This is a genomic window from Pimelobacter simplex (genome assembly GCF_900114845.1).
GTDB classification, from domain to species: domain Bacteria; phylum Actinomycetota; class Actinomycetes; order Propionibacteriales; family Nocardioidaceae; genus Nocardioides; species Nocardioides simplex.
Genome location: NZ_FOUK01000002.1, coordinates 505,730 through 531,845 on the forward strand (window position 1 = coordinate 505,730; position 26,116 = coordinate 531,845).

The 26,116-nt window shown below is 74.1% G+C and carries 20 protein-coding genes; 3 read left to right on the forward strand and 17 right to left on the reverse strand.

Annotated features, from left to right (window positions below; genetic code table 11):
- Positions 1-9: 9 nt before the first annotated feature.
- Complete coding sequence (locus BM223_RS10045) at positions 10-456, reverse strand: DUF2231 domain-containing protein (protein ID WP_038678016.1); 447 nt, start codon at positions 454-456, stop codon at positions 10-12.
- A gap of 79 nt (positions 457-535) precedes the next feature.
- Here BM223_RS10045 and BM223_RS10050 point away from each other — a divergent pair, with 79 nt between their 5' ends.
- The gene (locus BM223_RS10050) at positions 536-1,432 is read left to right on the forward strand and encodes an inositol monophosphatase family protein (protein ID WP_038678014.1); all 897 of its coding nucleotides are present in this window, start codon (positions 536-538) and stop codon (positions 1,430-1,432) included.
- A gap of 173 nt (positions 1,433-1,605) precedes the next feature.
- On the forward strand, positions 1,606-2,040 hold the full coding sequence (locus BM223_RS10055) for a CBS domain-containing protein (protein ID WP_038678012.1): 435 nt from the start codon (positions 1,606-1,608) through the stop codon (positions 2,038-2,040).
- Between the two features lie 3 nt (positions 2,041-2,043).
- Here BM223_RS10055 and BM223_RS10060 read toward each other — a convergent pair whose 3' ends face one another.
- The 15 genes from BM223_RS10060 to BM223_RS10130 form a co-directional block, all read right to left on the reverse strand.
- Positions 2,044-2,976 (reverse strand): alpha/beta fold hydrolase, encoded by a 933-nt coding sequence (locus BM223_RS10060; protein WP_052138438.1) that lies wholly within the window; start codon positions 2,974-2,976, stop codon positions 2,044-2,046.
- Complete coding sequence (locus BM223_RS10065) at positions 2,973-4,427, reverse strand: wax ester/triacylglycerol synthase family O-acyltransferase (RefSeq protein WP_052138437.1); 1,455 nt, start codon at positions 4,425-4,427, stop codon at positions 2,973-2,975. The genes BM223_RS10060 and BM223_RS10065 overlap by 4 nt, the downstream gene beginning before the upstream one ends.
- Positions 4,424-6,052 (reverse strand): AMP-binding protein, encoded by a 1,629-nt coding sequence (locus BM223_RS10070; protein ID WP_038678010.1) that lies wholly within the window; start codon positions 6,050-6,052, stop codon positions 4,424-4,426. Before BM223_RS10070 ends, BM223_RS10065 begins: the two co-directional genes overlap by 4 nt.
- Positions 6,049-6,831, reverse strand: coding sequence for a lysophospholipid acyltransferase family protein (locus tag BM223_RS10075; RefSeq protein WP_038678008.1), 783 nt, complete (start codon positions 6,829-6,831; stop codon positions 6,049-6,051). The genes BM223_RS10070 and BM223_RS10075 overlap by 4 nt, the downstream gene beginning before the upstream one ends.
- The gene (locus BM223_RS10080) at positions 6,828-7,667 is read right to left on the reverse strand and encodes an esterase/lipase family protein (RefSeq protein WP_052138436.1); all 840 of its coding nucleotides are present in this window, start codon (positions 7,665-7,667) and stop codon (positions 6,828-6,830) included. Before BM223_RS10080 ends, BM223_RS10075 begins: the two co-directional genes overlap by 4 nt.
- A gap of 118 nt (positions 7,668-7,785) precedes the next feature.
- Positions 7,786-9,129: a lipase family protein gene (locus BM223_RS10085; protein ID WP_052138435.1), complete on the reverse strand. Its 1,344-nt coding sequence runs from the start codon at positions 9,127-9,129 to the stop codon at positions 7,786-7,788.
- 98 nt (positions 9,130-9,227) lie between these two features.
- Positions 9,228-10,232 (reverse strand): hypothetical protein, encoded by a 1,005-nt coding sequence (locus BM223_RS10090; RefSeq protein ID WP_141267218.1) that lies wholly within the window; start codon positions 10,230-10,232, stop codon positions 9,228-9,230.
- On the reverse strand, positions 10,217-11,179 hold the full coding sequence (locus BM223_RS10095) for a hypothetical protein (RefSeq protein WP_141267217.1): 963 nt from the start codon (positions 11,177-11,179) through the stop codon (positions 10,217-10,219). The genes BM223_RS10090 and BM223_RS10095 overlap by 16 nt, the downstream gene beginning before the upstream one ends.
- A gap of 39 nt (positions 11,180-11,218) precedes the next feature.
- Entirely contained in the window at positions 11,219-13,585 is a 2,367-nt protein-coding gene (locus BM223_RS10100; RefSeq protein WP_038678003.1) for a transglutaminase-like domain-containing protein, read from the reverse strand.
- Positions 13,582-14,865: a DUF58 domain-containing protein gene (locus BM223_RS10105; protein ID WP_141267216.1), complete on the reverse strand. Its 1,284-nt coding sequence runs from the start codon at positions 14,863-14,865 to the stop codon at positions 13,582-13,584. Before BM223_RS10105 ends, BM223_RS10100 begins: the two co-directional genes overlap by 4 nt.
- Positions 14,862-15,833 carry an AAA family ATPase gene (locus BM223_RS10110; protein WP_038678002.1) on the reverse strand — a complete coding sequence of 324 codons (972 nt, stop codon included), beginning with the start codon at positions 15,831-15,833 and terminating at the stop codon, positions 14,862-14,864. The genes BM223_RS10105 and BM223_RS10110 overlap by 4 nt, the downstream gene beginning before the upstream one ends.
- 18 nt (positions 15,834-15,851) lie before the next feature.
- Positions 15,852-21,980: an Ig-like domain-containing protein gene (locus BM223_RS10115; protein WP_038678000.1), complete on the reverse strand. Its 6,129-nt coding sequence runs from the start codon at positions 21,978-21,980 to the stop codon at positions 15,852-15,854.
- Positions 21,977-23,467: a serine/threonine-protein kinase gene (locus BM223_RS10120; protein ID WP_052138433.1), complete on the reverse strand. Its 1,491-nt coding sequence runs from the start codon at positions 23,465-23,467 to the stop codon at positions 21,977-21,979. Before BM223_RS10120 ends, BM223_RS10115 begins: the two co-directional genes overlap by 4 nt.
- A 2-nt stretch (positions 23,468-23,469) precedes the next feature.
- A complete protein-coding gene (locus BM223_RS10125) occupies positions 23,470-24,480 on the reverse strand; it encodes an FHA domain-containing protein (protein WP_038677998.1) in 1,011 nt (336 codons plus the stop codon).
- Positions 24,477-25,277 carry a PP2C family protein-serine/threonine phosphatase gene (locus tag BM223_RS10130; RefSeq protein WP_158510192.1) on the reverse strand — a complete coding sequence of 267 codons (801 nt, stop codon included), beginning with the start codon at positions 25,275-25,277 and terminating at the stop codon, positions 24,477-24,479. The genes BM223_RS10125 and BM223_RS10130 overlap by 4 nt, the downstream gene beginning before the upstream one ends.
- A gap of 167 nt (positions 25,278-25,444) precedes the next feature.
- Here BM223_RS10130 and BM223_RS10135 point away from each other — a divergent pair, with 167 nt between their 5' ends.
- Entirely contained in the window at positions 25,445-25,816 is a 372-nt protein-coding gene (locus BM223_RS10135; RefSeq protein WP_038677996.1) for an FKBP-type peptidyl-prolyl cis-trans isomerase, read from the forward strand.
- Between the two features lie 14 nt (positions 25,817-25,830).
- On the opposite strand, the gene BM223_RS10140 is transcribed toward BM223_RS10135, so the two are convergent.
- Positions 25,831-26,112 (reverse strand): RNA-binding S4 domain-containing protein, encoded by a 282-nt coding sequence (locus tag BM223_RS10140; RefSeq protein WP_052139266.1) that lies wholly within the window; start codon positions 26,110-26,112, stop codon positions 25,831-25,833.
- Positions 26,113-26,116: the final 4 nt, after the last annotated feature.

Sequence of the window (26,116 nt, forward strand, 5' to 3'; positions counted from 1 at the left end):
GCGCTCGGCTCAGTCGATGCGCCAGGTCGCCTGCGCGCCGGCGTCGCCGGTCAGCACGACGAGCACGAGCGTGACCAGCCCACCCGCGACCACGAGCAGGGTGAGCACGCTCCGGACCGGACCGCTGCGGGTGTGGAGCCAGGCCGCGGCCACCGCCAGGACGGCGAACACCGACGCGCCGATCCGCAGCCGCTTCGCCCAGGTCTCGTGGTCGGCGATCCGGTCGGCCAGGGTGCCGGTGACGCCCGCGAACCGGTCGGTGCGCAGGTTCTCGCCCGACAGGTAGGCCACCCACACCGCAGCCGCCGCGACCACCGCGAGCACGACGAGCGGCCAGCGGAGCCGGTCACGCCAGGCCGGGACGGCGTACCCGACCGCGGCGAGGCCCGCGAGCGGCGTGAGCACGACGGCGGCGTGGACCACGAGCGGGTGGAGGGGCACCCCGTTGATCTCCATGGTTGAAGAGTGCACCAACCGCCCGGCTCCGAACCAGACCCACGCCGGTCCGGCGCGCCCTGACGGCTAGGGTGCCCCTGTGGCTGCCCCCGACTACACCGACGACCTGCGTCTGGCGCACCTGCTCGCCGACGACGCGGACTCGCTCACCCAGGCGCGCTTCCGCGCGCTCGACCTCCACGTCATGAGCAAGCCCGACCTGACGCCCGTCACCGACGCCGACCAGGCGGTCGAGGAGTCGATCCGCCGCACGCTCTCGAAGGCGCGCAGCCGCGACGCGGTCACCGGCGAGGAGCAGGGCACGTCCGGCCACTCCCAGCGCCGCTGGATCGTCGACCCGATCGACGGCACCAAGAACTACGTCCGCGGCGTCCCCGTGTGGGCCACGCTCATCTCGCTGGCCGTCGACGACGAGGTCGTGCTCGGCGTCGTGTCCGCGCCGGCGCTGCAGCGCCGGTGGTGGGCCTCGGCCGGCCAGGGCGCCTGGACCGGCCGGTCGCTGATGAAGGCGACCGAGTGCCGCGTCTCCGACGTACGGCGGCTCGAGGACGCGTCGTTCTCGTACTCCTCGATCAGCGGGTGGGAGGACCGCGGCCTCGGCGAGGACCTCCTCGCCCTGATGCGCCGGGTCTGGCGGACCCGCGCGTACGGCGACTTCTGGTCCTACATGCTGCTCGCCGAGGGCGCCGTCGACCTGGCCGCCGAGCCCGAGCTCGAGGTCTACGACATGGCCGCGCTCGACATCATCGTGCGCGAGGCCGGTGGCCGGTTCACGTCCCTCGACGGCCGCGACGGCCCCTGGGGCGGCAACGCGATCGCCAGCAACGGCCACCTCCACGAGGCCGGCCTGTCGTTCCTCGGCAGCGTCACCGACGCCGGCGACGACCCGGACTGGCCGCGGACCGGCCCGGGCAGCGTGTCCGACCTGCGGTCGCGTCGTGCGCGGACCAGTGACGAGGACGACCCCGCCGAGTAGACCCCGACTCCGCCGCCGGCTGGCTGCTGCGCGTCACCCCAGCGGCACCCTCGCGGCGTTGCGGCCGCTCGGGAGTGCAACCAGACTGCCGTCGCGCCCGCGCCTTGCGAGCGCACCCCTGGGATGACGCTCGCTACGCCACCCGGCAACGGATTCGGGGTAACCTGCGTCACATGCGCATCGCCGACATCCTCCAGTCGAAGTCGCTCCGCGACGTCGTCACCATTCGTCCGGACGCCGGCGTGCGCGAGCTCCTCGCGACGCTCGCCGAGCACAACATCGGCGCCGTGGTGGTGAGCAGCGACGGCACCGCCCTCGAGGGCATCGTCTCCGAGCGGGACGTCGTCCGGCACCTCCACAGCGACGGCACCGTGATCAACAACGTCGTGTCGGCGATCATGACCGCCGAGGTCCGCACCTGCTCCCCCGACGACGACCTCGACGAGGTCATGCAGGTGATGACCGACGGCCGCTTCCGGCACATCCCGGTCGCGTCCGACGACGGCGCGGTCGTCGGGATCGTCAGCATCGGCGACATGGTCAAGCACAAGATCGACCAGCTGCAGTTCGAGCGCGACCAGCTCGACAACTACGTGCACCAGTCCTGACGGTCACGCCTCGAGCCGGGCGACCACCTCGTCGACCGCGGCGAGGAACACCGGCCGCCAGCGGTGGACGTCGAACACCACCGAGGCGTGCCCGCCGGGCGTCTCGTGCACGATCGCGTCCGGGATCGCCGCGGCGAGAGCGCGCTGCCGCGCGGTCGGGATGGCGTGGTCGCGCGCGGTGATCACGACCGCCGTGGGGACGTCGATCTCGGCCAGCCAGGGCCGGGCGTCGAACCGGCCGAGCGCGCCGAGCACCTCGGGCATGGCCCAGGCACTGGTGCTGCGGAACTCCGCCCACGCCCAGGCCGGCATCTCCTCCCCCGGCTCCGGGACGACGGGCAGCCCGGCGCGCACCTCGGCGACCCGGGCCCGGTAGTGCCCGCGCAGGCGCGCGTTGGCCACGCCGAGGACGGGGTAGAACATCGCGTCCCCGAGGTTGGCCTTCCAGCAGGCGGCGGTCGAGGCGAGCACCAGGCCGCCCGTCCGCTCGGGGTGCCGGCGCCAGAAGAGCTGGGCGAGCGCCCCACCCATCGAGTAGCCGACGGCGACCACGCGGTCGATGCCGAGCGCGTCGAGCGTGGCGGCGGCGTCGTCCACGCAGTCCTCGAGGACGAAGCGCTCCGAGACGATCCCCCGCCCGTGCCAGCGCTGGTCGAGCATCACCACGCGGTGCGTGGCGCGCAGCTCGTCGATCGTGCTGAACCAGGTCAGGTACGACGTCGTGGCCAGCCCGTGGAAGAGCAGCAGGGTCGGTGCGTCCACGACGCCCTCGGGCGCGCCGGAGTCGATGACGAACACCTCGCCGCGCCCCGGCAGGTCGAGCACGCGGCCCGGTGGCAGCTGCGGGAGGTCGGGGAAGTGCTGGGTCCGGCGGATGCCGGTGCGGACGCCGTGCACCGCGACGCGGCCGACCGTCCTGATCACACGAGTGGTCACGCAGGGTTCCTTCGCAGCGAGGGGGCTCCGGCCGGCGGCGCGAGGTCGAGCTCGGCCAGCGCCGCCGGGAAGTACGACGCCAGGTGGTGCACGTCCGGCAGCAGGTCCGGGCAGGCGAGGAGCGAGAAGTTCATCCGGTCGACGTAGGACCAGACCGTCACGTTGAGCCCGATCCCGTCGACGAGCGGCCCGACGCTGAACAGGTCGCGCAGCCGCGCTCCCCCGACGGTCGCCGGCTCGCGCGGCCCCGGGACGTTCGACACGATCGCCGAGAACGCGGCCGGGTGCCACGAGGCGGCACGCATCCGCGAGTACGCGCGGACGGCGGCGGCGAAGGGCCGCGGCGGCGTGAACTGCGACCAGTCGGCGAGGATCGAGGCGCCGAGCCGGGCCTGGATGCGCTTGGCGTCCGCGGTGGTGCGGGCGATGGTCCGCAGCCGCTCGGTGGGGTCGTCGACGTCGGTGGCGAGCGTGGTGAAGAGGTTCGAGACCCGGTTGCCGCCCAGCCGCGGGACGGCGTCGCGCTCGTCGGCGCTCACCGGCACCCCGGCCAGCAGCGACGACGACGGCCGCTCGTCGTGGTCGGCCATCCAGCGCCGCAGCGCGCCCGACGTCGTCGCGAGCACGATGTCGTTGAGGGTGACGTCGAGCCCGGCCTCGCGGTGCAGCGCGCGGACCCGCTTGAGCTCTGCCAGCGGGAGGGTCACCGTCGCGAAGGAGCGCAGCGGCGTGAGCGCCCCGTTGAACGACACCCGCGGCGCGTGCAGCACCGGCACCGGCGAGCGCGCCCCGGCCCGCCGCTCGCGCAGCACGCCGACGATCCCGCGCAGGGTGCGCCGCAGCAGGGCGGGCAGCGTGCCGGCCTGGGCGGCGGCGTCGGCCCACGCGTGGCGCAGCAGGTCGAGCCGTCCGGGCAGGCGCTCGGTGGCGGCGTACTCCTCCTGGACCGCCTCGGGGGCGGCCGCGCTGCGCACGTCGGTGACGTTGGCGAGCAGGGCGTTGGCCGCGGCACCATCGGCGAGTGCATGGTGCATCTTGCCGACGATGGCGACCCGGCCGCCCTCGAGACCCGCGCAGTAGTGCAGCTCCCAGAGCGGCCGGTCGCGGTGCAGCGGCGTGCTGGCGATCATCCCGACCAGCTGCTCCAGGTCGCGCATGCTGCCGTCCCCGCCGACCCGGTGCCGCCGGATGTGGTGGGCGACGTCGATGCGCGGCTGGGTCACCCACACCGGGTGGTTGAGCCCGAAGGGCACCTCCACGACGCGCCGCCGCAGGGGTGGCAGCCGCTTGAGCCGGGCGAGCATGCCGGCCACGAAGGCGTCGTACGACAGCGCGTCGTCGGCCTCGAGGATCGCGATCTTGAGCGTGTGCATGTGCACCGACGGGGTCTCCATGTAGAGGAAGCCCGCGTCGATCCCCGTCATCCGCTCGATGGCGGGCCGGACGTTCACGACGCCGCCGCCGGCAGCTCGCGCACCATCACCTTGCCGGTGGCGTTGCGCGGCAGCACGTCGAGGACGACGACCTCGCGCGGCACCTTGTAGCCGGCGAGCTGCGCCTTGACGTGCGCCTTGAGCTCGTCGGCGCTCACGGCGTCCGCCCCCGTGAGCACGACGTACGCCGCGAGGCGCTGGCCGAAGGCCGCGTCGTCCACACCGATCACGACCACCTCGCGCACGGCCGGGTGCGCCCCGAGCACCTTCTCGACCTCGATCGGGTAGACGTTCTCGCCGCCCGACACGATCATGTCGTCGTCCCGGCCCACGACGTAGAGCCGCCCCTCGGCGTCGAGGCGCCCGACGTCGCCGCTGACCATGGCGCCGTCGAGGAACTCCTTCTCGGCACCGGCGGTGTAGCCGTCGAACGGCGAGACGCCGCGGACCAGGATCCGGCCCACCTCGCCGACCGAGACGTCGCGGCCGGCGTCGTCGACGACGCGCAGCAGCGTGCCGCGCACGGGCCGGCCCGCCGTGTCCGGCGCGTGCCGCAGGTCGGCCGGCTGCGCGACGCTGATCTGGCCGGCCTCGGTCGCGTTGTAGCTGTTGTGCACGACGTCGCCGTAGCGGTCCATGAACGCGATGACCGACTGCGGGCGCATCCGCGAGCCGCTCGCCGAGACGAACCGCAGCGTCGACAGGCGGTACCGGTCGAGGACCCGGGCCGGCAGGTCCATGATCCGCTCCAGCATCACCGGGACGACGCTCAGCCCGCTCGCCCGGTGCTCGTCGACGAGCCCGAGCGTCGCCTCCGGGTCGAACCGGCGCCGGGTGACGACCGTGCACGTCATCGTCGCGGCGATCACCAGCTGCCCGAAGCCCCACGCGTGGAACATCGGCGCCGCCACGACGACCGTCTCGCCGCCCCGCCACGGGATCTTCTCCAGCATCCCCGCGAGCTCGTCCGCGCCGCCCCCACTGCGGCGCGCACCCTTCGGCGTCCCGGTCGTCCCGGAGGTGAGCAGGACGATCCGGCCGGGCCGGGCCGGCCGCGGCGGCGCCTGGCCGGCGTACCGGGCGACCAGGCCCTCGATGCCGAGCACGCCGTCGGCGAGCGGCGCTTCGGTCCAGCCGAGCACCTCGACCAGGCCGGGCACCCGGGCCCGGGCGTCGGCGACGACGGCGGCGAACTCCTCGTCGTACAGGATCACGCGGGCGCCCTCGCGCTCCATGACGTCGGCGAGCTGCGGGCCGGAGAAGCCGGTGTTGAGCAGCAGCGCGCTCGCGCCCAGCCGCGAGCTCGCGAGCAGGGCGTCGACGAAGCCACGGTGGTTGCGGCACAGGATCGCGACCGTCTCGACCGGTCCCCCGGCGACGTCGAGCAGCCCGGCGGCGAGCGCCGCGGACCGGTCCTGCAGGTCCTGCCAGGTCAGCGGGCCGCGCTCGTCGACGAGCGCCGTGCCGTGCGGGTCGCGGACCGCGGCGAGCGCGAAGCTCGTCGTCGCGTGGGTGCCCTGGCGGCGCAGCACCCGGACCAGCCGGACGTACTTGGCCGGGCTCATCGGGACCAGCATCCGGCTGGTCACCAGCATCCGGAGCACCCAGAGCCGGGTGCGCAGCCCCCGCAGCACGGCGCTCATCCCAGCACCGGGAGACGCCGGCGGCGGGCGAGCGCCCGCAGCGCGTCCTCCATCCGGGCCCGGATCACGGCGTCGACCTCGGCGACGTCCGGCTCGGGGCCGAACTCCGCGGCGACGTCGATCGGGTCGAGCACCTCGGTCGTGATCTTGGTCGGCAGCGGCAGGTTGAGCGGCGCGGGCACCAGGCCGAACGGGAAGCCGAAGCCGATCGGGAACAGGTCGGTGCGCATCAGCCTGCGCAGGGGCGAGCGGCGGCCGATCCACTCCCCGCGGGTGAGGAAGAGCTGCGACTCCTGGCCGCCGACCGAGACCACGGGGACGATCGGGACGCCGGCGCGCAGCGCCGTCCGGACGTAGCCGGTGCGGCCGTTGAAGTCGACGACCGCGGCCTGCCGGGTGGGCCGGAAGGTGTCGTAGTCACCACCCGGGAAGACGATCGTCACGCCGCCGCCGCTGAGGATCTCGTGGGCGGCCTCGCGGGTGGCGTTGACGAAGCCGAAGCGGCGCATCACGGGTCCCGCCGCGCCGGTGAAGAGCAGGTCGTGGGCGAGGCAGTAGAGCGGCCGCTCGGCGCCGAACGCCTCGGCGAAGGCGACCGCGATGATCGGCACGTCCATCGGCATCAGGCCGCCGGAGTGGTTGCCCACCAGGAGCGCGCCCCCGTCGGGCACCTTGTCCATGCCGCTGACCCGGGAGCGGAAGTAGGTCCGCATCGCCAGCCGGAGCGCCGGCAGCGCGGCGGCGACGTACGCCGGGTCGCGGCCGGCGAGCGCGCTCACGACGCGACTCCGGCACCGGCACCGGCACCGGCACCGGCGGCAGCGCCGGGGACCAGCGCGCGCCACGCGAACGGCGTCCAGGCGGCCGGGTCCTGCCGGAGCCGGTCGACGACGACGGCGAGCACGAGCGGGTTGGCGACCAGGCCGACGTGGCTGCTCACCACCTCGACGTTCTCGGCCGGCGGGTCCTGCTGCTCGTCGACGGTGCAGCCGTGCCACGGCACGATGCCGTCGCTCCGGGACCAGACCGCGGTGAGCGGTACCGGCACCGGCTCGCGCAGCCGGTCGACGATCGCGCGGGCGTTGCCGGCGATGCCGTGCTTCGTGCGGGAGCGCTCGAAGAGCGCGGTCGCCCGGGTCCGCTCCCCCTCGGCACGCCACGGGGAGCCGAGGCAGACCACCTGGCGGACCCGGTCCGGGTGCTCGTGCGCGAGCCAGCGGGCGAGCAGGCCGCCGAAGCTCCAGCCGACGACGCTGACCGGCTCGTCGTACCGCTCGGCGATCTCGGCGAACCGGCGGGGCAGCCCCTCGACGATCTTGTCGGTCAGGCCGTGGTTGCTGCCCAGCTCCCAGCCGTGCACGTCCCAGCCGCGCTGCGCGAGGTGGCCGCGCAGCCGGCCGGTGTACCTGTCGTGCGCGGAGAAGCCCGGCAGCACGAGCACCGGGCGGCCCTGGCCGAGGTCGGCCTCGCCCGGCGCCACCGCGCGGGCCAGGTCGAGGAGCCGGGAGGCGCCGTACTCGACGCCCCAGCGGGGCAGCTCGAGGAGCAGGAGGGCGCGCGGCGGCGCCCCGCCACCGCCGGTGGCGGCGGCCTGCTCGCCTGCGAAGTCGTACACCGTCGCTCGTCCCCCATGTAGAACGTGTTCTAGTTTCGGGACGAGTATGACCGCGGGCCCCCTGCCCGGCAAGCGGGCGGGGCGCAGATCACAGCCGGTTGTCTAGCCGGCTAGCGGGCTAGCGGGCGGGGGCCAGCGGGGTCAGCGGGTTGCCGGCGGGGATCGACGCGCAGTTGTCGGGCGCCGGCCGGCCGGCGAAGCGCGCGCCGAGCCAGGCGATCGCGTCGGGCAGCCACAGCGGGACCGAGGTGAAGTGGCTCAGCGGGTACTCCCGGTGCACGACGTCGACGCCGCCCGCGCAGTACTTGCGCGCCAGCGACCGGACGTCGCCGGCCAGCATCACGCCGTCCCCCTTGCCGAGGCCGGGCCGGTCGCCTCTGGTCCCCTCGAGCTGGCCGCCGGTGCCCTGGCCGATGAACATCGGCACCGTCGGGTTCGGCCGGGTGCCGAGGTTGAGCTGGTTGACGGTCCGCACGAAGGCCGGGATGCTCGCCGGGTCGGCGTACGCCGGCTGGGTCAGGTCGGCCCAGGTGAGGCCGGGATAGGCGCCGAGCACCTCGATGATGGGCGCCTTCTCGAGCCTCGCGTAGATCCGCCGGCCCTCGTCGCTGAGGTACGGCATCAGGTCGATCCCGAAGCCGCGGGCCACCCCGACGACCGCCATCGGGATCACGCCGGCCCAGATCCGGCTGCCGTCGACGTACCGCAGGTTCGCGGCGGGGCGCACGAGCACGCCGCCCTCGGCCGCGCCGACGAGGCGCCGGTCGACGTCGGGCGCGTACGACGGCGCGAGCACCGCCGCCCAGTTGGTCGCGATCGCGCCCCCGGAGTAGCCGACCAGGCCGACCTTCGCGGCGGGCGCGATGCCGGTGGCGGGCGTGCGCAGTGCGGCCCGGATCGAGTCGAGGGTGACCCGCCCGTACTCCGGACCGGCCGCGAAGTCGGCCGTCGGCCCCTCGGTGTCGGCCATCACGATCGCGTACCCGCGCAGCAGGAACGCCGCCATGAGCACCGTCTCGACGTGCGCGGCCATCGCGCCCGGCGCGGTGCTGCCCGCGATCGCGCGCGAGGGACCGTGCTCGGGGTCGAGCGAGTCGTAGAAGGACTGGTAGGAGATCACCCGGCTCGTCGTCCCGGTCAGGGGCTTGATCACCGACGTCACCCCCGCGACCGCCCGGCCCTGCTGGTCGGTGGTGCGGAAGACGATCTGGACCACCCGCAGCGGCAGCGGGACGCCGGCCACCCGGTACGGCAGCGTGCGGGTCTTGAGCACGGTGCCGGGCGCGAGCTCCCGCAGCGGGGTGCTGCCGGCGTAGGTGAAGAACGGGTCAGGCGCCACCGACGGTGCCGGGGCAGCGTGCGCCGGCGGGCTCACCGGAGCCAGCGTCGCGAGCACCGCGACGACCGCCGCGAGCGCTCCCCCGAACCGTCCGTACCGCGTGCGCACGCGCGTGCCGCCCATCGCCGACCTCCCCATGTCGTCTCCGATGCCGCCGCACCGTGACGGGCGTCACGACCGGCCCCGTCATGCTTGTTGACAGGGCTGTCACTTGTCAACGGTCAGGCGCAGGGCCAGGAGGTCGTCGTCAGCGTGTGCCGCGCGCCGCGCTTGGTCACCACGACCGCGCGGACCTGGCCCGAGGAGCGGTCCGCGATCGGGCCGACCCGGACCGACCTGGCCCGCAGCGCCGGGCCGCGCAGCACGAGCCGGCGGTGGCCGTTGACGGAGAACGTGATCGTGCGGACCTTGGTCCGGGCGGCCCGGGTGAGCGCCACCGGCAGCCGGTGCCGGGCGCAGCTGCGGTCGCCGGGCCGGACGTACCGCAGGGCGGTGCCGGACCGCGTCCGCAGGGCCCCGGCAGGCACCAGCAGGATGCTCCCCGCGACCCGCCCGCCGGCCGCGACCGGGCCGCTGGCCTTCGGCACCTCGGCCGAGGCGATGGCGGTGATCGAGAGGTCGTAGGTGCCCGGCGGCAGGAGCGCCGAGCGCGCCTCCCCCATCGGGACGTCGTGGTACAGCTCGCTGCCGGCGGTGCGGTAGGCCGAGACGTAGCCGTGGACGACGCCGGTCCGGCTGCTGCGCGCCACGAACCACGACGGCCTCGCCACCGGCACGGTCACCACGTCGGAGGCGGCCGTCTGGAGGAGGATCCGGCACCGCCGCACGTCGAGGGAGGGGGTCGCCGAGACGCCGAGCTCCGCCGTCAGCGACGTCGTGTAGGTGCCAGGCCGCGGACGGCTCGCCCGCGCCTGGGCGGACCCGGTGGAGCGAACGGTGGCGTTGTCGGCCGAGCCGGTCTGGTCGAGCCGCAGCTCGCGAGGCAGGCCGTCGATCGGCGTGTGGACGAAGTGGTCCTGGTGACCGGTCATCGCGACCGGTCCGCTGCCCGTGCAGTCGTCCAGGTCGTAGTTCGCGGACCCGAGCCAGGCCTGCTGCTCCGCCACCGTCGCCGCCGTCGCCGCGCCGTTGGCTCCGGCCGGCGCCGGGCTCGAGACCGGGCCCAGGCCCACGGCCAGCACCAGGGCCGCGCCCGCGGCCACTCCCCTGCTCAGGCGCACGGCCACGACCTGGCCGTCATCTTCCGGACCGCACCGGACCGGGTCACCACGGTCGCGCTGATCGCGCCGTCCGACCGGGCCGGGATCTTCGTCAGCCGCACGGTCGTGCGGCGCAGCGCCTTGCCGGTGAGGACCCGGGCGCGCTTGCCGTTGACGCTCAGCGTGATCCGCCGGGCCTTCGTGGCGGCCTTGGGGGTCAGCGTCATCGTCACCCGGCGGCCGGCGCAGTCGCGGTGGCCGGCCGTGAGGTAGGCGCGGGCCTTGCCGGACTGCTGGCGGAGGGTGCCGATCGGGAACAGGCCGAGCGAGCCGGAGACGCTCGCCGACGACGCGACCGCCGGCGGCGTGCTCGACGTGGCCGGGACGGCGACCTGGGCGGTGACCCGCGTGCCCACCGCGTAGCCGCCGGCCGGGACGAGCCGGGTGAGCTTCCGGCCGGGGAGGACGACGTGCTCCGCACCGGAGTCGGCGGACGCGGCGACCACGGCGGTGCCGCCGCTGCGCACCGCTCCCTTGGCGCTGATGACCAGCCACGAGGGGCGCGGTGCCGTCACATCGGCGACGACGCCGGAGTCGAGCTTGTAGGTGAGCGAGCAGATCGTGCCGCCGCGCGGGCGGGCGGTGACCGAGCTGGAGATCGCGAGCCCCATCCGCACGCTCCCCCACGCGTCACCTGTGAGCGTGCCGGTCACCACGCTGGTGCCGCTGACGGCGCTGTTGCTGACCGTCCCGGAGCGCTGCAGCCGGACCGTGTGCGGCCGGCCGTCGCGCGGCAGGTCCACCCGGTTCGGCTCGCTGCCCGTCATGTCGTCGGCGCAGCCGGACGGCACGGTCACCCACTCGGCGGCCGTCAGCTCGGCCGCGCGGACCACGGCCTCGGCGGACGGCACCGGCTGCAGGCCGAGCCCGCCGGCGAGCAGCACCACAGCACCCGCAGCGACCCCACGACGCACCGCGACCATCCGACCCGACCCCCGAGACCTGCGCACCGGCTATCGGCGCTTCCGCCGCAAGGTACCAGCCCGGCGCCGCAGGGCCTGACCGCGCCGGGCGGCGGCCCCGCGGACCCGGTCGAGGCCGCTGCGCCAGGGCACCGAGGCGAGCGAGAAGCGGGCGAGGAGGCGGCGCCACCAGGGGGTCTCCTTGCGGAGCCGCTTGAGGGCGGTGTCGACGTCGGCCCAGTAGGCCTGGGCCTCCTCGATGCTGGGCTCGCCCTCGCCGTAGACGTGGCGGTCGGCGGTGTGCGCCAGCGTCACCACCGGGACGACGTCGTACCGGTCCGCGGCGGCGTAGGCGCTCTCGCGGCGGGTGGCACCGGGGGCGGGGCGGACGCCGAGGTCGCGCATCCGGTCGGCGAGCTCGCGCCAGGCGCCGGTGAGGCGGACGGTGGCGTCGCAGGCCTTGCGCCGGCGCCGGCGGCGCAGCAGCTTGAAGAGCAGGACGCCCCACAGCGGCGAGAGGATCAGGAGGACCTTGGCCACGTCGAGGACGATGCCGATGATCGCGCCGAGCACCTCGAGGATGTCGAGGTCCTTGCGCTGGCCGTCGCCCTGCTGGAGGTTGTCGCTGGCCTCCTTGGGCTCGCCGGGTACGCGCGGCGGCTGCAGCACCTGGGGCTGCGGCTCCTCGTCGGGGTCGTCGTTGGGGCGGCGCAGCTTCTGGTCCTCGGGCGGGGTGGGCTCGAAGGGGACCCAGCCGGCGTCGCCGAGCTTGACCTCGGTCCAGGCGGTCATGTTCTCGCCGCGGACGTCGCCGGTGCCCGGCGGCACCTTGAAGCCGACGACGACGCGGATCGGCAGGCCGAGGCGCTGGCCGATGACGCCCATGGCGGCGGCGTACTGCTCGGCGTTGCCGACCGGGTTGGCGGTCTTGGTGAGCATCGCGAGGCGGCTGGCGCCGTGGCCGGCGGGGACGTCGTCGTCGATGCCGTCGGAGTAGAAGCCGTGCTCGCGGAAGGCGTCGCGCAGGAACTGGGCGAGCTCGCCGCCGGTGCCGCCGCCGAAGCGGTCCTCGCTCTCCCAGCGCTGCACCCGGTCGACGAGCTCCTCGGGCACGATCGCGGGCGGCGGGAGGGAGACCGACTCGTCGGCCTCGAGCACCGCGATCTCCTCCTCGACCAGGGACGGCGGCGCGACGGCCTCGACCTCGAAGGAGGTGCCCGGGGCGACGCCGCCGATCTGCGCGACGGTCCCGGTCTCGGGGTTGATCACGAGCTCGGCGGCCGCGGTGTCGTCGGTCCGGCCGTCGCGGACGGGCGTCATCGACAGCGTCTCGCCGATGCTCGGCACCCAGACACCGGTGTAGCTGCCGATGGTGACCCGGCCGCGGACCGTGGCCCGGGCGTTGGCCTCGGGGTCGTTGCGCAGCCGGCGGAAGGTGCCGGAGTCGTGGGCGGAGCCGGGGCCGCCGGAGACGTTCCAGACGATGCCGTCGTAGGTGTCCATCACGGCGAGCCGGACCAGCGTGCCAGGCTCGAGGTTGTCGACGGTGAAGAGGATCGACTCGGTGCGGACCGGCTCCTTCTTGTAGGCCCGGAACTTCGCCAGCGGGCTCGGGTAGTCGCGCGGGTCGAAGGGCGGGTCGACGTGGTCGCGCAGCACCTCGCGGTGGGCGGCGGGGTCGCTGAGCGAGCCCAGGCCGGCCGCCGCACCACCGGCCACGCCGACGACGAGCAGGGTGGCGAGCACCCGGCGGCCCCAGCGCCCGCGGACGTGGCGCTGCCCGCGCCACTGCAGCCAGACCAGCCCGACCGCCGCGACCGCGAGCCCGCGGGTCAGCGCGGCCCCGGCGGCGATGTCGCCGAACGCGGAGGCCAGGACGAGCACCAGTCCGAGGACCACACCGGCCAGGCCCGGCGAGCGCGAGCGCCACAGCAGCACCGTGGCGACCAGGCCGCCGACCAGGCCGATGACGAGGGGCACGATCAGCACGACGCCGCTCTCGCCGAGGGGCACCGGCAGGGTCAGCGCCTCGCGCCAGGCGTGCACGAGTCCGACAGTGAGGTCGCGCAGCGAGTCGGCGGTCGGGACGACGCCGCCACCCTGCGCCCGGTTCGGCACGGCGACCGCGGAGCCCACCGCGAAGTAGCCGACCGCAGCGGCCAGGGTCGTCGTCCACGGACCCCAGCGCCAGCGCGCACCGAGCCAGCCCACGAGGACGCCGACGAGCAGGCCGGTCACGACGGCGAGCAGCCAGCGGCTGCCCGTGTAGGCCGCGCCCAGCGGCCACGCGCAGAGCACCCCGAGCCCGACCACCAGGACGGCGTCGACGACGGCCAGCCACCACGGCAGTGCCGCGCCCGCGCGCCGCCCCCGCTGGGGGACGACGACGACCGGCTGGCTGCCGCTGAGCGCGCTCATGCTGCGACCCGCCGGACCGCCACCGCGAGCTCGTCGAGCCGTCCGACCGTCGCCACGGCGAGGTCGCCGAGCCAGCGCACCGACGGCTCGTCGCCGACCAGGCAGCGGACCGCGATGGCGCGGGTGTCGACGGGCAGGTACTGGCGGGCGCGGCGCAGGTCGGTGATGCTCACGCCGGACCCGATGCAGAGCACGATCACGCTCGCGGCCAGCTCGTCGCTGCCGAGGTGGCGGGCGACGTCGACGAGCCGGCGCGCCTTCCAGTCGTAGGTCAGCCCGGAGAGCCCGTCGAGGAAGCGCTGCGCGCCCGCGGCAGGCAGGGAGCCGTGCGAGGCCGCCGCGCTGAGCTGCTGGCCGTCGGCGAGCGCCTGGGTGCCGAGCGAGCCGGCGACCGAGATGGCGAGCTCGAACTCGTCGTCGCTGGCGTAGTCCTCGAGCCGCGAGCTGACGACGGTGAGCAGGTGCGAGCGCCGGGTCTCCTCGAACTGGCGGACCATGAGGCTGCCGGTCTTGGCGCTCGACTTCCAGTGGATGTGGCGCCGGTCGTCGCCCGCGACGTAGCCGCGCAGCGCGTGGAAGGACACGTCGTTGTCGGAGACCTTGGGCACCGTGCGGCCCTCGAGGTCGCGGATCAGCCCGGCCGCGGAGCCGTCGACGCGCAGCGTCTTGGGGTGCACGTAGAGCCGGTCCATCTCGCTGAGGTGGCGCACCCGGCGCAGCAGCCCGAGCGGGTCGGCGCGCACGGCGGTGACCGGGCCGACGTCGAGCACCGCGCGATGGGCCGTCGGGACGGCGAACAGCTCCTCGTGCAGCGCCCCGGGCGCCAGCCCCGGCAGCTCGAAGGCCGCCCGCCCCGCGCCCACCGGGAACTCCACGACCAGCGGCCGGGAGCGGCGCTGGCTGGGGTTGGTCAGGGTGAGGTAGCCGTTGGCCCGCTCCCCCACGATCACCCGGTCGCGAGCCAGGTCGAGACGCGCGGCCAGCGGCGAGCGGCCGACGACGAAGCCGACCGCGATGAGCAGCACGAGCACCAGGAAGATCCCGGCCACGACCAGCTCGCGCCAGTGCAGCAGCGGTCCCGCGACCACGAGGACGACGGCGAGCAGGCCGACCACCCACCCGGCCGGCGTGACCGTGTCGGTGACCGGGGCGACCGCCGTCCGCAGCCGGCGGGTGCGCTCGGCGACACCGTCGCGCAGCGCGCCGCCCAGCGCCGCGCGGCGCCGGGAGACAGCGGTCAGGGCACGGCGGGCGCCGGCCACCCAGGAGCGGGGACTCATCGAGCAGCGGGCTCCAGCGGGACGGGCACGCGCTCGAGGACCCGGCGCACGACGTCCTCGCACGTGGTGCCGCGGAAGTCCTCCTCGGGGTCGAGCACCATGCGGTGCGCGAGGACCGGCACCGCGAGCGTCTTGACGTCGTCGGGGACGACGTAGGTGCGGCCGTAGGACAGCGCGAGCGCGCGGGCGGCGCGGACCAGCGCGAGGCCGGCCCGGACGCTGGTGCCGAGCACCACCTCGGACGACTCGCGGGTCGCCTCGGTGAGCCCGGAGACGTACTCGTAGACCGCCTGCTCGACGTGCACCTGCTGGGCCAGCCCGATCAGGTGCAGCACGTTGTCGCCGCTGATGATGGGCCGCAGCACGGTGGCGGCCTTGCCCTTGGGGGCGTTGGTGAGGATCTGGACGGTGCTCTCGTGGTCCGGGTACCCCAGCGAGGTCTTGATCAGGAAGCGGTCGAGCTGGGCCTCGGGCAGCCGGTAGGTGCCGGCCTGCTCGATGGGGTTCTGGGTGGCGATCACCATGAACGGCTGGCCCACCTGGTGGGTGACGCCGTCGACGGTGACCTGGTTCTCCTCCATCACCTCGAGCAGCGCCGACTGGGTCTTGGGCGAGGCCCGGTTGATCTCGTCGGCCAGCACCACGTTGGAGAAGATCGGCCCGCGGTGGAACTCGAACTCCTGGCTGCGCTGGTCGTAGATCGTCACGCCGGTCACGTCGCTGGGCAGCAGGTCGGGCGTGAACTGGATCCGGTGGTGGTCGCCCTGGATCGTCTGCGCGATCGCCCGGGCCAGCGACGTCTTGCCCGTGCCCGGGTAGTCCTCGAGGAGCAGGTGGCCCTCGGCGAGGAGCGCGACGAAGGCGAGCCGGACGACCTCGGTCTTGCCGACGATGGCCTGCTCGACGTTGGCGACGAGCTGGGCGAAGGTCTGCGCGAACCACTCGGTCTGTTCGGTCGTGAGCGACATGATTTCCTTTCGGGCGGATCAGGGGGCGGTGCGGGAGACGCCGTCGAGCGTGACCGAGGGCTTGGCGTCGCCGGTGACGCGGCAGCCGTTGCCGCCGGCGGTGTAGCTGAGCCTGCCGGAGACCGACTGCGTGAAGCTGCCGCAGGAGTCGCCGTAGGGCTGCAGGCCGTTGAGCGACACGACGGCGTCGCGCGGCTGGTTGATGAAGCCGTCGGCGTTGACGCCGATCGCGCAGCGGCCCAGGACGTTGCACGACACGCTGATCGCCAGGTACTTCTCCTTGGAGGTGCCCGTGATCGTGATCGGGTCGCTGAACTCGCGGTCCCCGGTCGCCGACGACCGGGTCCGGACCATGATCCGGGCGGTGCTGCCGCCCTGCTCGACCGCGGTGGACCAGGACTCGCCCGAGCGGCGGTCGTTCCAGCTCGCGCCGCCGTCGGTGCTGAACTGCACGCCGGTGACCGGCTTGCCGTTGGCCGCTCCCGCCTGGAGCCGGAGGTCGACCGAGTAGTACTCCGTGCTCGTCTTGGAGGTGTCGTCGGGTGGGAACGGCTTGCCCCAGGTGAGGATCCCGTCGAGCGAGTCCGCCTGGCCCTCGACGGACCGGTCTCCGTTGAAGGTGACCGCCCAGACCCGGATGGAGTGCGTGCCGTTGTCGGCAAAGGTGATGGCCTGGCCCCCGCCACCGGGCGCGGCGGGAACGGTGACGCTGCCGGACGACCCGGTCTGCACCACGTAGTAGCGGATCGGCAGGCCGCCGTCGTCGGCCGGCGCGTCCCAGCCGATCATCGCGGTCCGGTCGGACGGCGAGCTGCCCACCTCGCGCAGCCCGCGGACCGGGCCCGCCTTGGTCCACGGCCGGCCCGACACGCTCGGGCTGCGGTCGCTGGTGCCGGCGTCGTTGGTCGCCGCGACCGTGAAGGTCACCGTCTGGCCCTTGCGGATGCCGTCGCCGGCACCGAACGTCTTGGACGACGTCCCCGCCCCCACGGTGTAGGTCGAGCGGCTGCAGCCGTCGCAGGTGATGACGTAAGCGGAGACCGCGTTGCCGTTGCTCTGCGAGACCGACCAGCGCGACCAGTCGATCCGCACCCACGGCTCGTTGGTGTAGGGGCTGTCCTCGCTGGCGGTCAGCTGCGGCGGCGCGCCGGAGCGCACCGGGACGCCGAACGGCGCGACCGACTGCGAGGCGCCGGAGAACTGCCGGCGCGGCTCGACGTCGTTGACCGCCCGGATCTCGAAGGCGTACGACGTCCCGTTGTCGAGGCCGGTGATGAGGTGCGAGGTCTGGCCGCCGGTAGCGGTCCAGGTGCGCCCGCTGCCCGCCTCCTTGATCTCGTACGACGTGATGGGCGAGCCCTCGTTGGCCGGCGGGGTCCAGCGCACGGTGAGCTGGCGGTCCATCCGGCTGCCGGTGGGCTTGGGCTCGACGACGATCGTCGGGGGCGACATCAGGTCGGGCGCCTTGTTGGGGGTGATCGCCTCGGACGGCGGGCTCGCCTCGCTCCAGCCGACCGAGTTCTCCGCCTTGACGGTGAACGTGTAGGTCTCGCCCGGGGTGAGGTCGTCGAGCCGGCACGTGGGGCCCGTGCAGATCTGCCGGAAGCCGTGCGAGCCCGAGACCTCGTACTGCTCGATCGGCGCGCCGTTGGCGTCCGGCTCGCGCCAGGACAGCACCGCCGAGGACGCCTCGACCGACGACAGGGCCGGCCGGGGCGGCGCCGCGGGCACGTCGAGGACGACCACGTTGATCCGCGCGGTGACGTCGCGCTTCTTGTCGTCGGAGGCGTCGGAGACGGTGACCTTGATCGTCGAGGTGCCCGACCCGACCGGGCGGAACGAGACGCTCGAGCCGTCGGTCTCGAGGTCGTCGACCCGGCCGGAGCCCTCGATCCGGGCGTTGCTCGCCTTGATCGGCTCACCGGGGTAGGGGTTGACCGCGTAGTCCGCGAGGTCGACGGAGCGGACCTCGCCCTTCTTGGTGGTCACGCTGATCACCGGGATCTCGAGGCGCGGGCGGTCGCTGTCGACGATGTGCGCGGTGACGGTGGCCTCGGTGGTGCCGCCGTGACCGTCGTCGGCCACGACCGCGACCTTGAGCGTGTCGCCGTCCTTGGCGCCGCCGCTCGCCTCGATCGACAGGATGCTCTCGCCCGACGGGATGCTCGCGGTGAGCCCGGCCTCGGCCGACTTCACCGAGTAGGCCATGGTGTCGAGGTCGTCCTCGTTGGCGTCGCGGGTGAGCCCGGCGAGGTCGACCTGGGCGGCGTCGCCCTCGGTGCCGACGTCGACCGCGGCGTCGCGCATCTCGGGCGCGACGTTGCCGCTGGGCCGGACGTCGATCGGGATGGTCAGCAGCGACGTCAGCCCGGCGTCCTCGCCGGTGGTGCGGCCGTCGCTGACCGAGACCGTGACCGAGGCCGGGCCGACGTGGCCGCGGTCGGAGACGAACGACAGCGAGGTCGGGCTTCCCTCGACCGCGCCGACGACGCCGTTGACGGCGGTCGGCGTGCGGTCCGGGACGATCCGCGGCTCGCGGCCGGCGCGGGTGACGACGAGGTCCTCGAGGTCGAGCACGACCCGCTCCCCCGACACCGCCTTGACCGGGATCTTGTCCTTCGCGGTGGTCAGCTGCGGCGGCACGTTGGCGGTGCCGGTCACGTAGATGACGCCGAAGGTGTCGGACGACTCGTCGTCGCTGTCGTCGAGGCGGTAGAGGACCACCTGGTCGTCGGCGGTGAGCTTGACCCGCACCGTCGAGTCGCCCTTCGCGACCTCGCACTCGCCGCGGCTGCCGGCGTCGCAGTCGGTGACCTTCAGCTCGACCTTGGGACCGTCGAAGTCGAGGTCGTTCTCGAGCACCGGGATGTCGACCCAGGCGCCCGGGTCGCGCCCGATGATGTCGCCGAGGTCGGCCACGTCGTCGCGCGCGATCGGGGCGTAGAAGGGCGCGTCGTGGCTCGCGGAGACCTTGAGCACCGCGTGGCCCTCGGCGCCGGCGGCGTCCTCGATCGTGTAGCCGATGTTGGTCGCGGCGGCGCCGGCGTCGGGCGCGTCGCCGACGTCGAGCTCGACGAAGCCGTTGCGGTGCTTGGCCTTCGTCGTGCTGTTGAGCTCGGCGATGCGCAGCGGGTCGTCGTCGGGGTCGACGTCGTTGGTGAGCACGTTGTAGGAGATGGTCCGGTTGGGCTGGACCAGCACGTTGTCGTCGAGCGCGACCGGCGGCTGGTTCTCGGCCTCCTCGGGAACGACCCCGACCCGCACCTCGGCGACGCCGGTCTCGCCGTACTTGTCCTGGACCTGGACCTGGAAGAAGTCGGTGCCGGCCTTGTCCTCGAACGCCTCGTAGCGGAGCCAGTCGACGCCGGTGTCGAGCACCCGGCCGAGCTTGGGCGCGGTCAGGATGCTGCGGAAGGCGACCGAGTCGCCGTCGGGGTCGGCACCGGCGAGGTCGACCGAGATCACCTTGGGCCGGCCGCTGATCACCCGGTCGATGATCGGCTCGGGCAGCGGTGGGTGGTTGTTCTTGGCGGAGTCCGGGATGACGAAGATGCTCACCTCGGCGGTCGCCTTGAGGCCGTCGGTGTCGCGCACGCCGTAGATCACCGAGTAGGTGCCCGGCTTGTCGGGGGCGCGCAGGCGCAGGACGTCGCCGGCCACCCAGACGTTGAGGTCGCCGGCGTCGAGGTCGGACTGGAACAGCCGCGGCTTGCCGCCGTCGGGGTCGGAGTCGTTGGCCAGCACCGGGATCGTGGTGACCGCCCCGGCCCGCACGGTGACCTGGTCCTTGTTGGCGACGGGGTGCCGGTTGACCTGGGAGGCCTCGCGCTGGGCGATCACGAGCTGACCCACCGTCGAGCTGCGGCCGTCGGACACGACGTACTCGACCGTGGCCTGCTGGCCCACGATGTCGGTGGTCGTGCTGACCACGGCCAGCCGCTTGTCGACGACCGAGACCTTGACCCCGGCCACCGACGGCCGACCGACCCGCTTGACGACGAGGACGTCGCCGTCGGGGTCGAAGTCGTTGAGCAGCAGGTCGACCTGGGCGGAGCCGCCCGGGGTGATGACCGCCTTGTCGCGCACCGCGATGGGGGCCCGGTTGTCCTTGGGCGGCGACTCGATGTCGAGCCGGATGAACGACGAGCGGGTGGCCGACGAGTTGTAGGCCGTGTACTCCAGGTAGTAGCTGCGCGCCTTGGTCGCCTGGAAGGTGAACGTGCCGTTGTCGAGGTCCCGGGTGATCGACGTGCCGGTGTCGTCGCCGACGACCTTGACGCCCTTGAGCTTGAGGTCGTTGCCCTCGGGGTTGCGGTCGTTGGTCAGCGGCTGGACGACGACCTGGGTGTCCGCGACGCCGGAGGCCAGGTCGGGCACCAGCTCGGGCGGCGCGGTGTCGCCGACCACCTGGACCCGGAGCTTGTCGGTGATCGTGTCCTGGCCGTCCTCGATCGTGTACTGGATCTCGGAGACCTTCGAGCCAGAGCCGTCGTCGGTGAAGGTGATGGTGCCGTCGGGGCGGAACTCGACGTCGCCGCCGCGCGCCGTCGCCTCGCGCAGGGTGAGGTCGTCGCCGTCGGGGTCGTAGTAGTCGGCGAGCAGGTAGTAGTCGGACGTCGCCCCGCGCGCGACGGTGAGCACCGGCTCGCGGTCGGGCATCAGCTTGGGCCGGCTGTGCTGCTCGTCGGTGCGCACCTGCACGCGCAGCTCGGCGTAGGCCAGGTCGTTGACCTTGCCGTCGGTGACGGCGTAGCGGAAGACCGCCTTGCCCTCGGCGTCCGCCGGGACGTTGACCTGGAGCTGCGTGCCGCCACCGACGATCCGCACCTCCATCGGCTCGCCGGACTGCTGGGTCACCTTGGCGATGCTGATGATGTCGCCGTCGGGGTCGTGGTCGTTGAGCGCGACCACCGGGAAGACCGTGGTCCGGCCGCGGCGGGCGCCGAGGTCGTCGTCCTCGGGCACCGGCGGGCGGTTCTCCTGGTCGGGGACCTCGTCGGTGGTCTCCTTGATCTTCGACCGGTTCTGGTTGTTCGGGTCGACGGCCGGCCAGTTGTCGATCTTGGCCTTGCCCGGGTCCTGGACCAGCCAGCTGTCGCCGGTGCGGGTGTCGTTGAGGACGACGACGTCGCGGTTGACGCGGAACTCCAGCTCGGCGCCGTCCTCCATCTCGGGCACCGGGGCGGTGTCGTCGTCGGCGTCGTCGGCGCAGTCGCGCAGGTAGTTGCCGCTCGAGTCGGGGTCGGCCCAGGCGGCGTAGACGCAGCGCGTGCTGGTCATCGCGACCGGCGCGGCCGGGCGCCCGTCGACGTCGCCGCGGCTGACCTTGTCGAGCTTGCCACCCTCGAGCGGCACGGAGTAGAGCCCGTTCTGGGTCGCGACGTAGACCTCACCGGACTCCCCCGACGGCTGCTGCAGCGCGACGGCCGTGGGGTCGGCGGCCTCGACGACGACCGGGTCGGCGTCGGGGCGGCTGAGCTCGAGCGTGGAGCGGTTGTAGAGGACGGGCGTGTCGCCGACGACGGTCAGGTCGACGTTGCCGGGCTCGGTGCCGACGTCGCTGCCGAGCTTCATCCGGTCCTCGGTGACGGGCAGGCCGGCGTCGTCGGTCGAGACCGGCGTGACCTTGCCGTCGCGGCCGAGCACGTAGGCGCGGCCGTCGGTGCCGACGACGGCGGAGAGCGCGCCGGTGACGTCGGGCTTCGCGGCCTTCACGGTGAAGCCGCGCAGGCCCTCGCCGGAGCGCACCCACGCCTTGCCGCCGGGGTCGACGATCGCGAACGTGTCGCCGCCCTGGGCGACCACGGCGCCGGTCGGCAGCGCGGTCGGGTCGAGCACCGCGGCACGCGCGACGTCGACCGGTTTGACGGCACGCTCGGAGGACGCGTCGTCGACGTACAGGCTGGTGTCGCGCTGGAAGATGTCGAAGGTCGTGCTGCCCGAGTCGACGCCGAGGTCGAGCTCCTCGATCTGCGGGTTGAGGCGGGCGACCAGACCCTTCTCCTGGTTGGTCACCCACACGCCGCCGTCGTTGAGGTCGACCTCGGTGAACGGCTTGCCGTCGTGCTCGAAGGCGAGGACGACGAGCGTGCCGAGCAGCAGTGCGAGCGCAGTCGCGGATGCCGTGCGGCGCCAGCGGCGGATCACCGGCCCACCTCGCAGACCTCGCGCGACGGCGCCGAGATGGGCAGGCCCTGGCGCCGCAGCGAGACCTGGACGCAGACGGACGACTTCGGCGCGATGGTCACGGTGCGGCTCGTCTCCCGGACGTACTGGGCGTCGTCGGTCACGACGCCGTTCTCGCGGATGCGGACCTTGAACTCGTCGTCGGGCTTCGGGTCGGCCTGCTGCCAGCGGAAGGTGTAGCGGGTGCCCTTGCCCGAGGAGGTGACGACCGGGGCGTCCGGGGCGTCGAGCGCCTGCACCGGGTCGGCCGGCTTCTCGCCGCGCAGCGGGCCCGAGCGCGGGTCGTCGTCGGTGCCGCCGCCGGCCAGCACGGCGTACCCGACGACGCCGGCGAGCGCCGCCGCGACCACGCCGACCGCCACCCGGGCGCCGGTGCCGAGGCGCCGGTCGTCGGTCCGGCGGGGCGGCGCGGTGCCGCTGCGGCCACCGTGCCCGCCGGTGCCGCCCGTCGCGGGGTCGGCGCCGGGGCTCCGGGTCGACTCCTCGACGGCGGGGCGCACGGGCGCCGGGCGGGCGCTGACCGCGGCCGGGATGATCACCGAGACCGGGCGGACCAGGGTCCGCGCGTCGTCGGGGTGCTCCTCGACCAGCGCCGACGGCGAGGCGTCCATGACCTCGAGCCGGGTCGGCGACTGGCGCAGCTCGATCTGCACGTCCTGGAGCTGGCGGCCGAGCACCATCGCCGAGACCGGGCGCTTCTCGACCTGGACCGACATCGCGCGGCGGAGCACGTCGACCAGCGAGGCCGGCACGTCGGGACGGCGCAGCGGTGTCAGCTGGCCGCGCTCGATCCGGGTCATCATCGTCGCGTTGTCGTTGGACGCGTCGCGCCGCTCGTAGGGCGCGTGCCCGATGAGCAACGAGTAGAGCGTCGCGGCCAGCGAGTAGACGTCGCTGCGCACGTCGTGGCTGTCGGAGGTGAGCGTCTCGGGCGGCGACCACGGGATCGACAGCGCCTGGCCGGCCGCCCCCGTCTGCCCCACGACCGAGGCGATGCCGAAGTCGGTGAGGAGCGGGACGCCGAACGTGCTGGTGAGGATGTTGTGCGGCTTGATGTCGCGGTGCAGGATCCCGGCCCGGTGGGCGGTCTCGACGGCGCTCGCGATCTTGACGCCGATGTCGAGCACCTCGCCGACCGCGAGCGGCTCGACCCGGTAGCGCTGCGCGACGTGCGGCGGCGGGCAGAACTCCATGACCAGGAACGCGCGCCCGTCGGAGCTCACCCCCGCCTGGTAGATCGGCACGATCGAGGGGTGGTTGGACAGCTGGGCCATCACGTTGGCCTCGGCCCGGAAGAGGTCGAGCGAGGCGGTGTCGCTGCCGCTGCGCAGCACCTTGATCGCGACCTGCCGGGTCGGCAGCTCCTGCTGGTAGCGGAAGACGTCGGCGAACCCGCCCTCGCCGACGAGGTCGACGTACGCGAAGCCGGGGATGTGCGGCGCGTGCATGCTCAGCCCTCCGTCTCGCGCGCGGGGACGATGGTGGCGGTGATCCCCTTCGACAGGGTGAGGACGTCGCCGGTGGCGATCTCGGTCGGCACCCCGCGGTCGAGCGGGACCGGGATCTGGCCCGGCCGGGTGAGCAGCGTGCCGTTGGTCGAGGTGTCGGTCGCCGTCACCCGGACGCCGTCGGAGGAGACCTCGAGGTGGGTGCCGGAGACATAGGGGTCGTCGACGGTGACCAGCGCCGGCAGGTTCGCGCTGCCGCCGACCTGCTGCACCCGCGGGCTGCGCCCGACCAGGACCCGGCGCCGGACCGGCACCACCCGCCCGGTCGAGAGCCGCAGCGCGACGAGGGGACGCACCGGCGGCGGCGTGGGCGGGACCGGCGCGGCGGGGGCCGGGGGCGGCGGGGGGCTGCTCGGCAGGCCGCTCGGCGGGCTGCTCGGCGGGGTCGAGGTCGCGCTGGCGCGGATGGCCTGGAGCTGGGCCGGCGTGATCGTGCGGCCGTCGTGGTCGGTGGACGGCTCGGCCGGGGTCCAGCCGGGCGGCGGGCCGGTCGGCACCGGGCCGGCGGCGCCGCGGACCACGGTGTGCTCGGGGGCGGCGGGTGCCGGTGCCGGGGGCTCGCCCAGCGGGCACCACCGGACGCCCGCGCTGCGGACCACGCCCGTGCCGATCGGCAGCACCGGCGCGGCGGCTCCCCCGGCGAGCGGCCCGACCTCGACCGCCACCGCCGTGACGAGCGGCGTCGAGGTCGCGGTGCCGGAGGCCGCGGCGCGGCCGTCGATGCTCAGCCCGCCCACGCGGACGACGTACCCGCCGCGGACCAGGATGGCCAGCGCGTCGCCGTCGCGGTGCAGCACGGCGACCTCGGGCAGGGCGGCCAGCGCCGCGGCCCAGGTCTCCGGAGCGCTGCCGGCCAGGGCGGCGACCTCGGTGAGCCGGTCGGCGGGCGCCAGCACGACGCCCCCCTCGGTCACGAGCGTCGCGAGCTCGCCGGGGACGTAGGTCGCCGTCATGGCCGCTCCCAGGGCGCGGGACTGGTGTCCTCGCTGGGCCGGTCACCAGCGATGTCGACGACGACGACGGTCACGTTGTCGTGCCCGCCCGCGGCGACGGCCGCGTCGACGAGCGTGAGGACGGTGAGGTCCGCCGGCGTCCGCTCGGAGAGGATGTGGCCGATCGCGGTGTCGGAGAGCTCCGAGGTGAGGCCGTCGGAGCACAGCAGCAGCCGGGTGCCGGGGTCGGCGGGCACCAGGGAGAAGTCGGCCTGGGAGGCGCTGAGCGCGCCGATGGCGCGCGTGATGATGTGCCGCTCGGGGTGCGCGATGGCCTCGTCGCGGGTGAGCTGACCGGCGTCGATGAGCTCCTGGACGACGGAGTGGTCCTTCGAGATCTGCTCGAGGACGCCGTCGGCGGTGAACACGTAGGCGCGGGAGTCGCCGATGTTGGCGAGCAGCCAGTAGCCGCGCCCGTCCTGCAGCACGTGGGTCGCGGTGACCAGCGTCGAGCCCGGCGCCGCCGTCCCGGGCGCACCGCCGGCGGCCCCGGCGAGCGCTCCCACCCGGTGCTGGGCCGCCACGATCGCGGCCTCGACGTCACCGGCCTGGACGACGGGCAGCGTGGCCAGCGGCTCGAAGGCCTCGGCAACCAGCCGGCTCGCGACGTCGCCGCGGTCGTTGCCGCCCATGCCGTCGGCGACGAGGAAGACCGGCGGCGCCACGAGCGAGGAGTCCTCGTTGAGCTCGCGGACCCGCCCGGGGTGCGTGCCGGCGGCGTAGACGAGCCGCGACGCGCTGTCCGGCGAATTCCACACCTCGGCACCTGTCGCGTTGACCCGCACGGCGTTCCCCCCGAGACCTCCCCATCGATCCCATCCATCCTGCGGTGGGACGCTGCGCGCAGCCTACAGCGACCGGCGCCGATCTACCGACCCTTCACCGACCCGCGGATCCCGCGGGTCCGGGGCATAGGCTGGGGCGCATGTCCCAGAAGCCTGAGATCGACTTCGTCGACCCCACTCCGCCCACCGACCTCGTGATCACCGACCTCACCGTCGGCGACGGCCCCGAGGCGAGCGCCGGCAGCACCGTCTCGGTGCACTACGTCGGCGTCGCGCTGTCCAGCGGCGAGGAGTTCGACGCGTCCTACAACCGCGGCACCCCCCTCGACTTCCGCCTCGGCATCGGCCAGGTCATCCAGGGCTGGGACACCGGCGTCCAGGGCATGAAGGTCGGCGGCCGCCGCCAGCTCGTCATCCCGCCGCACCTGGGCTACGGCGACCGTGGCGCCGGCGGCGTCATCAAGCCGGGCGAGACGCTGATCTTCGTGGTGGACCTGCTCGACGTGAAGTGAGCTGAACCCCAGCGTCACCAGGGCAGGTCGTCGGGGACGTCCGCGTCGGACACCCGGGCGGCCTGCCCTTGCAGCTCCACGACGTCCCCGACCCGGAGCTGGCGCCCCCGGCGGGTCTCGACCTCGCCGTTGACCCGGACCAGCCCGTCGGCGATCACCGGCTTGGCCTCGGCTCCGGACTCCACCAGGTTGGCGAGCTTGAGGAACTGGCCGAGCCGGATCGACTCGTCGCGGATGGCGACGTCGACGGGCACCGGGCCCGCGGGCTCCGACTCCTTGCGCTTGCGGCCGAACATGGTC